Source organism: Rhizobium altiplani (assembly GCF_001542405.1).
In the GTDB taxonomy this organism is placed as follows: domain Bacteria; phylum Pseudomonadota; class Alphaproteobacteria; order Rhizobiales; family Rhizobiaceae; genus Rhizobium; species Rhizobium altiplani.
Map to the genome: position 1 here is coordinate 60935 of NZ_LNCD01000088.1, position 10906 is coordinate 71840.

General features: G+C 57.6%; 10 protein-coding genes and 1 pseudogene. 5 read left to right on the plus strand and 6 right to left on the minus strand.

Features of this window, described 5'->3' with window-relative positions; all coding sequences use genetic code 11:
* Positions 1 to 3 precede the first annotated feature (3 nt).
* The 5 genes from AS026_RS21550 to AS026_RS21570 all read left to right on the plus strand — a co-directional run bounded on the left by AS026_RS21550 (position 4) and on the right by AS026_RS21570 (position 6730).
* The gene (locus AS026_RS21550; protein WP_062371691.1) at positions 4 to 753 is read left to right on the plus strand and encodes a hypothetical protein; all 750 of its coding nucleotides are present in this window, start codon (positions 4 to 6) and stop codon (positions 751 to 753) included.
* Positions 754 to 799: 46 nt separating this feature from the next.
* Positions 800 to 1168: a hypothetical protein gene (locus AS026_RS21555; protein WP_131815333.1), complete on the plus strand. Its 369-nt coding sequence runs from the start codon at positions 800 to 802 to the stop codon at positions 1166 to 1168.
* Positions 1168 to 4137: a site-specific DNA-methyltransferase gene (locus AS026_RS21560; RefSeq protein ID WP_062371694.1), complete on the plus strand. Its 2970-nt coding sequence runs from the start codon at positions 1168 to 1170 to the stop codon at positions 4135 to 4137. The genes AS026_RS21555 and AS026_RS21560 overlap by 1 nt, the downstream gene beginning before the upstream one ends.
* Before the next feature lie 61 nt (positions 4138 to 4198).
* On the plus strand, positions 4199 to 4609 hold the full coding sequence (locus tag AS026_RS21565) for a hypothetical protein (RefSeq protein WP_062371696.1): 411 nt from the start codon (positions 4199 to 4201) through the stop codon (positions 4607 to 4609).
* Positions 4610 to 4633: 24 nt separating this feature from the next.
* The gene (locus AS026_RS21570; RefSeq protein ID WP_062371699.1) at positions 4634 to 6730 is read left to right on the plus strand and encodes a 3'-5' exonuclease; all 2097 of its coding nucleotides are present in this window, start codon (positions 4634 to 4636) and stop codon (positions 6728 to 6730) included.
* Between the two features lie 200 nt (positions 6731 to 6930).
* Here the strand turns inward: AS026_RS21570 and AS026_RS21575 are convergent, their stop codons facing one another.
* From AS026_RS21575 to tnpB, 6 genes and pseudogenes are all read right to left on the minus strand, one after another.
* Entirely contained in the window at positions 6931 to 7266 is a 336-nt protein-coding gene (locus AS026_RS21575; protein ID WP_062371701.1) for a hypothetical protein, read from the minus strand.
* 188 nt (positions 7267 to 7454) lie between these two features.
* Positions 7455 to 8435 (minus strand): hypothetical protein, encoded by a 981-nt coding sequence (locus AS026_RS42085; protein ID WP_062371703.1) that lies wholly within the window; start codon positions 8433 to 8435, stop codon positions 7455 to 7457.
* Positions 8436 to 8583: 148 nt separating this feature from the next.
* On the minus strand, positions 8584 to 8889 hold the full coding sequence (locus tag AS026_RS43525) for a hypothetical protein (RefSeq protein WP_062369359.1): 306 nt from the start codon (positions 8887 to 8889) through the stop codon (positions 8584 to 8586).
* Positions 8889 to 9122 carry a transposase domain-containing protein gene (locus AS026_RS44615; protein WP_425349772.1) on the minus strand — a complete coding sequence of 78 codons (234 nt, stop codon included), beginning with the start codon at positions 9120 to 9122 and terminating at the stop codon, positions 8889 to 8891. Before AS026_RS44615 ends, AS026_RS43525 begins: the two co-directional genes overlap by 1 nt.
* A pseudogene (tnpC, locus tag AS026_RS21590) lies at positions 9120 to 10465 on the minus strand (IS66 family transposase); the annotation flags it as partial. The gene AS026_RS44615 and the pseudogene tnpC, both read right to left, overlap by 3 nt.
* A gap of 60 nt (positions 10466 to 10525) precedes the next feature.
* Positions 10526 to 10873, minus strand: a complete 348-nt coding sequence (tnpB, locus tag AS026_RS21595) for an IS66 family insertion sequence element accessory protein TnpB (RefSeq protein ID WP_062369358.1) — start codon at positions 10871 to 10873, stop codon at positions 10526 to 10528.
* Positions 10874 to 10906 lie beyond the last annotated feature (33 nt).

Here is a 10906-nt window from a genome sequence, read left to right on the forward strand (position 1 = left end):
GAAATGCGGGATAAATCGCTGATCTACTGGGCAACCATCGAGCATCACCGCTGGTGGCTCTGCTATGATCAAGTGTATCTGAACTTGATTGCAAAGGAGGGGCAGCTTTCCCCATGGATAGTTCGATTGATTGCCAAAGCGTACGGGGTCAATCGCGGTATTCCCCGTGCGACTGATACTGGCCCAAGCGATCCTGCAGCAACTGCAATCGCTGATGCTTTAGGCAACGCTGCACAACAATTCTCCGGCACCCTTCCCCAGCGCTTTTCGGTTTGCGTCAACATATTGCGGCAACTGCCGCCCGGGATTCGGGGGGCCGAATCCGCAACCCCGAAGTTCGTTTCCGGGACAACGAAGCTCATGTGGTTTCTCAAGCCCGCAGGATGGACGATGTTTGATAGCTTTGCTGCCAACGCGCTCGGTATCGCGCGAGGAAAGAGCTCAGATCGCGCCCGTCTTTTCTACGCGGCACTAGAGAAGCAGGGATTTGCTCAGAAATCAGAGGCGGGCAATGCGGTAATTCGGGCTTCAGGAATTCCCGAGCTCTACGCCGAACGTGTGATCGACAAGTACTTGTGGCTGGCCGGGTGCACGCAACAAGCTCAAGAAAAAGCCAAGGCCATTTGCGAAGCCTACCACCAGGGCTTGCCGTCCAAACACGCGGAGGACCTTCAAGCGCTTGCATCTGCTCTAGCGAATCTGCTCGGCGAAAATCCGTTCTCTGAAAACGGAGGCGAACCTTATGCGACCTGAGCCGCCGGCAGAGTGGACTAGAGCGGCTGTCGACGCAGCGCGCACCTTGAAGGCCCAAACGCGGTGGGATGCCAAGGAATGGCTGAAATCAACAAACGGGCGAAAAACGACCCGGAGTATCTATGCCATCCTGCTGCATAACCCCAATCACGAGGACCCATTCGGTGTCTACGTGGGGCATACCCATCACAGGCCGTTCGAGCGATATGCCGAGCACAGGAAAGGTGAAGGGTTCGCAGACGTACAGAAATTCCATGTTCGTCTTCTCCCGGAACTCTATCAGCATCTCAACCCAATGAAACCTGCCGAAGCCAAGGAAATGGAAAAGGCCCTCTGTGCCGCGCTACGGAGCGCAGGTATTGGATGGGTCACGATGGGCAGCAAGCGTCGCGCCTCAAAGGAGAAGAAACAATAATGGCCAAGACCCCGCGCGAAAAAGAGGTCTCCACCCTCACCCACGACCAGGCGGTGCGGCTGAATAACCCCACGGCCGAGATGGCTGGTCTTTATGAGCAGCAGGAGGAAATGCTGGGCGATGGCGGCCGCGAGATGCGGATTCCGCGCGACCGACCGCTGCCGCATGGCGAGGAACGGGATCGGGACATGGACCGCGATCCGCAGATCATCTGGAACGGCGCGAAGATCAGGATCACGCAGGCGCAGATGAAGAAGCTCGCCGAGACGGGCGAGATCGAGATCGGCGACGCCCAGCTCGTCTGGCGCGGCAAGGACCGGCAGGACTGGTCCGATCTCGTTGTCAATGCGCCGCCGCTCTACATCCAGGAAAAGGTGCATCCGAAGGCGATCATCGACGATCTCAAGCGCCGCACCAACAAGGCGCGTGAGGAGAAGTCGGACGCGCCTGATCTCTTCGCCGATTTCAACGGCATTGCCGATCCGGAGGCGCGGGCGGAGTTCTATCAGCACACCAAGCACTGGCAGAACCGCATGATCCTCGGCGACTCGCTGCAGGTGATGGCGAGCCTCGCCGAGCGCGAGGAGATGCGGGGCAAGGTGCAGTGCATCTATTTCGACCCGCCCTATGGCATCAAATTCAATTCGAACTGGCAGGTCTCCACAAAGAATACCTCGGTCAAGGACGGCAAGAAGGAGGATGTTTCTCGGGAGCCGGAACAGGTGAAGGCGTTTCGCGACACCTGGAAGGACGGCATCCACTCTTACCTCACCTATCTGCGCGACCGGTTGATGGTCGCGCGGGAACTGCTGACGGAGAGTGGCTCTGTATTCGTCCAAATCAGTGATGAAAACGTGCATCGCGTTCGTGCATTGATGGATGAGGTGTTTGGTGAAGAAAACTTTGTGATTCTGATTGCTTTCCAAAAAACAGGGGGAATAGAGGGGAAGTTTCTTAGCAACACGGTTGATTATATAATATGGTACGCGAAAAATATTAACTTAACAAAATATCGACGACTCTTGGCGAAAAGAAAAGAGGGGCATACTTCTCTCGACAGGTATGATCAATATTTGGAGAATTTCGTTGATGTCCGCCCTCTTACTCGCGACGAGAAAGAGGATGGTAAGACTCTCGATATATTTAAGCGCTATCAATTGTTTCCTCTTTATTCGGATGGTGAATCAGCATCGGCAAGCCGTAGGTTTGAGGCCTACGGCACTCATTTCGACATTCGACCCGGCACCCATTGGAAGACCACAAGCTCGGGCCTGCGGAGGCTCTTGAGGGCGAACCGAATTGAACGGACAGCGAAAACTATCCGCTATCGGCGGTTCGTTGGTGACGTGCCCATGCTACCACTGACTGATCGTTGGGAATCTACGCAAATAGGAACAGAACGCATCTATGTCGTTCAGACGGCTAGTGAAGCTATTAAGCGCTGCATTCTAATGACAACCGATCCCGGCGATCTGGTGCTTGACCCAACTTGCGGTTCGGGCACTACCGCCTATGTCGCCGAGCAATGGGGACGACGCTGGATCACAATGGACACATCCCGCGTCGCGCTGGCCCTCGCGCGCACGCGGCTGATGAGTGCCCGCTATCCCTATTATCTTCTAGCCGACTCAAAGGAAGGCCGAGCCAAGGAGCAGGACGTTTCGGGCAAAATCCTCGCCGACGCCACTGTGACAGATGATATTCGCCAAGGCTTCGTCTACGACCGTGCGCCGCACGTCATGCTCAAAGATATCGCTGCAAATTCACAGATCGACGATATTTGGGTGAAGTGGCAGACCGTTCTTGAACCGTTGCAGCGACAACTCAACGAGGCGCTTTCTACGAAGTTCGAGGAATGGGAAATCCCCCGCGACCTTGACGCCTGGCTGAACAGCAAGGACGGGCAGGCCAAGGTGCACCTGGCAACCGACGCGGCGCGCAAGCTGCATGCGGGGTGGTGGGAAGGCCGCATTGCACGGCAGAAGGAGATCGATGCTTCCATCGATCGAAATGCTGATGTCGATCTCCTCTATGACCGCCCCTATGAGGACAAGAGCAAGGTGCGCGTCGCCGGCCCCTTCACCGTCGAGAGCCTGTCGCCGCATCGCGTCGTCGCCGCCCGCGAGGATACACTGGGCGCGGACCTGGCCGCCGCTGGCGCGATCACCTCCCGCGCCTCCACTCCCGCCAACATGCCGGAGGCCGATTTCGGCGAGATGGTGCTCGCCCATCTGCGCAGCGCCGGCGTCCACCAGCAGGAGAAGCGCGACACGATCCACTTCAATTCCATCGAGCCCTGGCCGGGTAACTACATCGCCGCCGAGGGCCGCTATGCCGATGGCGGCGCGGTGGAGAAGCGCGCGGCAATCCTGATCGGACCGGAATTCGGTACGCTGACCCGCAGCCAGATCACCGCCGCCGCCCGTGAAGCCTCCGACGCCCGGTTCGACGTGCTGATCGCCTGCGCCTTCAATTTCGACGCCCAGGCGACCGACCTCAACCGCCTCGGCCCTCTCGCCATCCTGAAGGCGCGCATGAACCCTGACCTGCACATGGCCGAGGACCTGAAGAACACCGGCAAGGGCAACCTCTTCGTCGTCTTCGGCGAGCCGGATGTCGAAGTTCTCGACGCGCCCGGCGGCGAGATCAAGGTGAAGGTCCACGGCGTCGACGTCTTCGACCCCTCGACCGGCGAAATCCGCTCCGACGACGTCAAGGGCATCGCCGCCTGGTTCATCGATACCGACTACGACGAGGAAAGCTTCTTCGTCCGCCACGCCTATTTCCTCGGCGCGAACGATCCCTACAAATCGCTGAAGACGGCGCTCAAGGCGGAGATCGACCCGGATGCCTGGGAGACGCTCCATGCCGACACGTCACGACCGTTTGCGCGGCCAAGCACGGGGCGGATCGCGGTGAAAGTAATTAACCATTTTGGCGATGAAGTGCTGAAGGTGTTTGGGGTGTAATGCGTGGCTTGATCGACGCATCGAAATAGTCTCGCAATTTCCGACAGATAATGGATACAGTATGCGCAAACACATCACAGACCTGATATTGTCAGGCGAAATTATGAACTACGGGAAATGGCTTTCTACAGTAGTTGGCGAATTGGCATCAAGCATTGACGACTTGGACAACATGTCACCCATCGCCATGCTGCCACTCGCGGGAATAGCTGCCAACAACGGCATCAGCGCAAGTCGATTGGCAATCGCCTGCGACATGGAGCTCCATGAAGTCGAAAAGCAAATAGACTCGCTCTGCGAGTTTGGATTCATCACGAACGAGGATGATACTTTCAACCTTACGATAAAGGGCGAAAAAACATTCAACGCATTTGGCAGAAGCATGATCCTTTATGAGAAATTTCAACTTGGAAGACGAAAGGAAGAGGTCGATCGCATTTCCACGATAATGAATGATGTTGATAAGTTTTGATATTTCGCGTCTAGGAACAGCCTGATGCCAACGATCCTCGCCGACAGCTTCACCGCCGCCCTTGCCAAGCTCACCAATGAGGAGCAGAAGCAAGCCAAGCTGACGGCATTTGACCTGCAGACCGATCCCAACCGGCCTGGCCTGCAGTTCCACCGCATTGACGCCTCCAAGGACCTGAACTTCTGGTCCGTCCGCGTCAATCGCGATCTCAGGATCATCATCCACAAGACCGGCTACAGTGTGATGCTCGCCTATGTCGATCACCATGACGCCGCTTATGCCTGGGCAGAGCGGCGGCGCATCGAGGCCCATCCGCGCACAGGCGCGATCCAAATCGTCGAGGTGCGCGAGCGTGTCGAGGAGATTGTGATCCAGCCGGCGCCGGCACAACAGCCAGAGTTGCCGTTCCCCGTTCCGGCCGCGCCGTCCGTATCTGCCCTGCCGCTGTTTTCGAAACTGTCCACCGACGACGTACTGTCGATCGGGGTGCCCGAGGACTGGATCAAGGATGTCCTCGATGCAAGCGAAGACAAATTCTTTACGCTTGCCAATCACCTACCGCAGGAAGCAGCCGAGGCTTTGCTGGAATATGCTGCAACGGGTGTTCTCAGTAAGCCGGCGCCGGTTACCACCGATGCCTATAGCCATCCCGATTCGCAACGGCGGTTCCGTATCCTGGAAGGGCATGAGGAACTGGCCGCCGCGCTCGACCAGCCGTTCGAAAAATGGGCGGTGTTCCTTCATCCCTCGCAGCGGGTTTTGGTGGACCGGAATTTCTCCGGACCCGTGCGTGTGGTCGGCTCGGCCGGCACGGGAAAAACCGTGGTCGCCTTGCACCGTGTCGCTCGCATTCTCCGCCACGAGCCGCAAGCGAGGGTACTCCTGACGACTTTCTCGGAGCCGCTTGCCACCGCGCTGAAGCGCAAGCTTGGCGTGCTCCTTGCCGACACCCCCTCGCTCGCCGACAGGGTGACTGTATCGTCCTTCGAACAAGCGGCAACTGACCTGTTCGCGCTCATGACAGGTCGGAAGGCCTATCTGGTCGGCCGAGAAAAACTGAGGGCACTTATCAACGACGCGGCGACGCCGGGCGGCATAACGAAATACACGCCGCAGTTCCTGAATTCCGAATGGGAGCACGTCATCGACGCCTGGCAAGTCGATAGCGCCGAAACCTATGCAACTGTGCCGCGGATGGGGCGTAAGAACCGACTTGGCGCGAAACAGCGCGAGGAACTCTGGACAGCGTTTGCGGAGGTCCGCAGGCAATTGCGCGCAAAGGCGCTGTTGACCGCTGCCGACCTGTTCACTGTGGTTACCGACCACTTCCGGGACCGCGCAGACAGGCCCTATACGCAAGTAGTCGTCGATGAAGCCCAGGACCTCGGCGTCGCCGAACTGCGGTTCCTGAACGCCATCGTGCCCAACCGACCGGACTCGCTTTTCTTCGCCGGGGATATCGGCCAGCGCATTTTCCAGCAGCCCTTTTCCTGGAAGGGGCTGGGTATTGACGTGCGTGGGCGCTCTTTCACGCTCAAGGTCAACTATCGCACCTCGCATCAGATTAGAAGGATGGCGGACAGGCTGCTTCCCGAAAGTGTCCGAGACGTCGACGGTGAGGAAGATCAACGCAAGGGAACTGTGTCTGTCTTCGATGGCATCGAGCCGGTTATCGTCGTTGCACCGACAATCGAGGAGGAGGCGACGGCTGCGTCGCAATTCCTTCGCAGCCTCTTGGAACAGGGAATACGAGCCAACGAGATCGGCATCTTCTGTCGATCAAACGATCAGATCGCTCGTGCATCGAAGGTCGCCGAACTGGCAGCCGTCGGCACAGTTTCATCGCTTGCCGGGCGAGGCCCCGAAGAGGCAGTGCTCATCGGTACGATGCATCTAGCAAAAGGTTTGGAGTTCCGTGCTGTCTTGATCGTCGCCTGCGATGAAGGGGTCCTGCCGCTGGCGGCGCGGATCAACGACGTCTCCGACGAGTTCGAGTTGGACGAAGTCGTGGCGACAGAGCGACAATTGCTCTACGTCGCCGCAACCCGCGCCCGGGACCATCTCTTCGTCTCCGCGGTTGCCCCCGGCTCTGAGTTCCTCGAGGACTTGGCTGACGCCTGATCAGGACGGCCTGCCTATTGCCGTTTCGAACAAGGGCTGGGCTCGTTCGGTTTTTCAATTGGAGCGCGATTCAAACGCAAACGGCGTTATCAGGAGTAATGGGGGGAAAACTTATGGGTAAATTTGAACGCCGTTTGCAAAGTTGGTTCTTCGGAAGCTCTGGCAGCCGGAAAGTAGGATAGCTGCGCAAAACCACCATGTCACAGTTCAGAGGCCGTCGAGTGGGACATCAGATGACGCTTGGGCCGGAACGGAAACAGGCCACCTGAGTACCGATCGGCTAAGTCTTCGAAGACATCCTCGCTTTCCCGGACATCGAAACCTTGACGTTCCAACTCTTCGACGATGGCTTCAGAAAGCTTGTCCAGTGCCGCCCGGGCATCTTCGCGTCGCTGAGCGGCCGTGATCATCTGCCAGAGCAGCACCCTCGCCAGATCGTCCCGTGACGGCCGACGCTTGGTCTTAGCGTTATCCCTCACGCGCTGTTGACGTGCGAGCTGTTCTGCATTGCGTTGTTTCTTAGATTTCCGGGGCATTGCCTAACTCCTTGTTGAGCAACCTTAGCGTCGCCGCCGTAGATGCAAGAAACAAACGCCACTTCCTATGTTGACAATCCGGAGAGAGATGACTGGCTCGCCCTCGTCAGGGATAACATGGCGCTCGGGCCGCAAACGCGGTTTGCCTCGGAATCGAAGAATTGGAAACGGGAAACGAAAAACGGGACTCATGAATCGCGGAAGGGTAAATTGAGTTGATGTGTTTCAAGTTGCCCGGAACGCAATCCAAGGCATAGGTGGATGGTCTGCAGTTCCTCGGTTGAGAAACGTCCACGCTCGTTTCTGACGTCACCCTTCCTTTTGGTTCGCAGACCGGAAACGCCCTCGAAATTCCCGAATGGAAATCCGGCGTGTTTGCAGATGTCCACGATGTTGCCCATTTGGGTCATGTAGCGATTTATCGTCGCGGGCGACAAGCCAACCTCCTCGGGCGGCAACGTCGTGGCACGAGCCAGAAGCTCGCTCAGAGGCATGATATGGTCGTTCGGCGACTTTCCGTGATTTTTCGGAAGCCTGAACAGCATGCTTCGGAACTCCGAGATGTTTCGCTGCCTCAAGCGTGCCGGCTGGTCGTGTCCGACGAATCGAACCAACAACTCGGCAATACTCACGTGTTGCTTAATCATCTTGTGTCGCCATTCTTTGGTTGCGACCCGTTCCTCCGCTGCCAGTTGGACGATTTCGACAAGTCCCTTGTCCGAATCCTGCAGTTCCAGTTCCGCTTCATCCTCATCCTCATCCTCATCCTCATCGTCGAGATCGAAGCCGTCCTCGGTTTCAACCGGAGGGGCGGCAACCGCGATCGTACGAACCGATGCAGGCACCTTCTCAAGAGGTGCAATAGGTTGCGAGGACGACGGTACCGTTCGACTTCCATATGGCGCTGCCGACGTTCGCTGCGACACGGATTGAGACGAAGCAACGTGCGATACAGCAGTCGCCGCGGTATCGCCGGCAAGCGCCGCATTCAGGAGGGCAATATCATCAGGTCGGACGCCGGACCATCGCCGCTCGGTATTGAGCAACGCTGCCGACATGCCACGCAAGCAAAGCTGCTCTGCTTGGAGGATGTGCGTTTCCGCCGGTGCGATGTTGTGGTCCTTGGGGATAAGCCTCCAGTTGGCGGCGACCGATTTGGCCGAATCCATTGGTGCTGAGGAATGCCATTGTCACACGAACGCCCTGGATCATCACATCATCAAGGCCGGCAGCGCGCATCTCGTGCTCTTCGTCGGGGCCAACCCTTGCATTGTGAGCGTCCGGCGAAGGCATTTTCGCTTGGTCGAGAGGCCGATATTATAGGCCGCGTTTCATTTCGTCTGCCATAACGCGTTCGACCACATCCGGATCGCATTGTTCATCGACGAGAAACTGGCGGATTCCACCATCCCATGTCCGTATGTCGGCGAGGAGATTTTGGAGTTCGTCCACGCCGTTCTCGGTCAGGCCCTTTGTGCCGAATTCGCTGCCGTCGCGGACATAAAGCAATTCGCCTTCGCTGATATTATCCGAGTTGGCGGTCACCTCTTCGATCAACTCGAGGTTCTCGCCGATCATCTCAGCGACCTCTTTGAGGGTATAGATGATCCTTGAGCGTGCCATCACGCAGCCTCGTACCGGTCTTTTGCCGGAGTCCACTGCCACGGGAGCAGTTCCTCAAGTCGATCCTTCGGATGGCTCTGGATCCTGGTCAGGACGTCTGTCAGATAGGTCTCTGGATTGTGGCCATGGAGTTTAGCTGTCTCGATGATGGTCAGGATAGTGGCGATGCGCTCGCCGCCCTTGTCTGATCCAGCAAAGAGCCAATTTTTTCTTCCAATTCCGAGTGGCCTCATAGCGCGCTCAGCTATGTTGTTATCGATTTCGACACGGCCATCGTCAATGTAGACGCTCAATGCTGCCCATCGCGAGAGAGCGTATCGCATCGCTTCGGCAAGCTTCTGTTTCTGCGGCAGCGTCGAAAGCGCCGTTTCAATCCAGGCCTTGAGGTCCGCCAGAATGGTCTGGCGTGTTGCTGGCGCAGTGTTCGCCTCTCGTCAGCCGACATGCCGCGGATACGATCCTCGATATCGTAGAGGGCACCGATGCGCGACAGAGCCTCGTCGGCGATCGAAGATGGCTTGAGCTTGATCACATCATGGAACTTGCGGCGCACATGCGCCATGCAGGCAGCTTCGATGATCTGGTTGCCGTAAAGCTTGCTATAGCCAGCATACCCGTCCGCATGCATTACGCCGTTGAAGTGAGCGAGGTGTTCAGCCGGATGCACGCCCTTTCGGTCGGGGCTATAGTAATAGGCGATCGCTCCGGGCGTGGGATCCTGGCAGCCGCTGCCATCGAAGACATAGACCCAGACCCTGCCGGTCTTCGTCTTTCCTCGTCCTGGGTCGAGAACATCGACCGGCGTGTCGTCCGTGTGTATTCGATCGATGGCCGCGAGATGGGCTCTGATCAGCGAGATGAGGGGCGAGAGCAGAACGGACACACGGCCAACCCAGTCCGCCATGACAGACCGGGAGATGTCTATCCCCAGCCGGTCGTACATCTCGGACAAATGGTAGAGCGGGATATGATCGTCAAATTTGGCGACCATGATGTGTGCGAGCAGTCCTGGTCCAGGTTTGCCTCGCTCGATCGGCAAGCTCGGCATCTCACCCGATACCATTGTATCGCAGTCCCTACAGACCATGCGCTTCTCGATATGCCGGACGATCTTCACAGAAGCCGGCACATGCTCCATCACCTGGACCACCTTGTCGGCCGCCTTCAGGAAGGACATGCCACCACAAGTCGGGCAACTGCAGGGCGCTGCATACACCCGCTCTTCAGTTGGAAGGCCATCCGGCAGAGGTCTGCGTTTCGGCTTGTCGGGGGCATCGTCCAGATCTGGCAACAGGCCTTTTCCGGAACGAGCATCAGCCTCGGCGCGAGAGGCTTCGATCTCCTCCAGCATCAGTTCGAATTGCTCAATCTTCCGATCGATCTTTTCCGAAGAAGCGCCATGCTGCCGATGGCGGAGCAGTTCCAGCTGCGCACGCAGAAGCCCGATAATGGAGTCTCGTTTGCTGACTTCGGCTACTTGGCTCTCAAGCTTCGCCGCCTGTTCAGCGACGAGCGCGCGCAATGCCAATAGCTCGTCCTGACTGTCCAGCGGCGGTGCTTTCATGCCCAAAAACATAGCCGATTTGCAGCGAAAGCACTAGCGTTTTGCCCCGGATGTCCCTGTAAAATATAGCTTTTAACCCGTGCGGCCAGGGGCGGAAGTCCACGCTGGTCGGCGCCAGTCAATCCCTTCAACAAGCATCGACAACTGCGCCTGCGTCAGATGCGCAACGCCATCTTTCGCCGTCGGCCAAGGAAAGTATCCGCGCTCGAGAATCTTGTAGAATAGGCAGAACCCCTCGCCATCCCACCATAGAAGCTTGATCCGGTCGGCGCGCTTTCCACGGAAGCCGAAGATCGCTCCGGAACCCGGCGCTTCCTTGATCACCGCCTCGACCATAGCGGACAGACCATCGATACCGCGCCGCATATCGGTCACCCCGCAAGCCAAGTAGACCCGCACATTTCCTGTCGGCCCGATCATGCAGCCTCAACACACGCGATCAACGATGACAGC

Bases quoted from the DNA above. Each gene is read 5' to 3' on its own strand.
- tnpB (WP_062369358.1), bottom strand. From the start codon at position 10,873: ATGATCGGGCCGACAGGAAATGTGCGGGTCTACTTGGCTTGCGGGGTG.
- AS026_RS21575 (WP_062371701.1), bottom strand. From the start codon at position 7,266: ATGCCCCGGAAATCTAAGAAACAACGCAATGCAGAACAGCTCGCACGT.
- AS026_RS42085 (WP_062371703.1), bottom strand. From the start codon at position 8,435: ATGGATTCGGCCAAATCGGTCGCCGCCAACTGGAGGCTTATCCCCAAG.
- AS026_RS21565 (WP_062371696.1), top strand. From the start codon at position 4,199: ATGCGCAAACACATCACAGACCTGATATTGTCAGGCGAAATTATGAAC.
- AS026_RS44615 (WP_425349772.1), bottom strand. From the start codon at position 9,122: ATGAGGCCACTCGGAATTGGAAGAAAAAATTGGCTCTTTGCTGGATCA.
- AS026_RS21570 (WP_062371699.1), top strand. From the start codon at position 4,634: ATGCCAACGATCCTCGCCGACAGCTTCACCGCCGCCCTTGCCAAGCTC.
- AS026_RS21550 (WP_062371691.1), top strand. From the start codon at position 4: ATGCGGGATAAATCGCTGATCTACTGGGCAACCATCGAGCATCACCGC.
- AS026_RS43525 (WP_062369359.1), bottom strand. From the start codon at position 8,889: ATGGCACGCTCAAGGATCATCTATACCCTCAAAGAGGTCGCTGAGATG.
- AS026_RS21560 (WP_062371694.1), top strand. From the start codon at position 1,168: ATGGCCAAGACCCCGCGCGAAAAAGAGGTCTCCACCCTCACCCACGAC.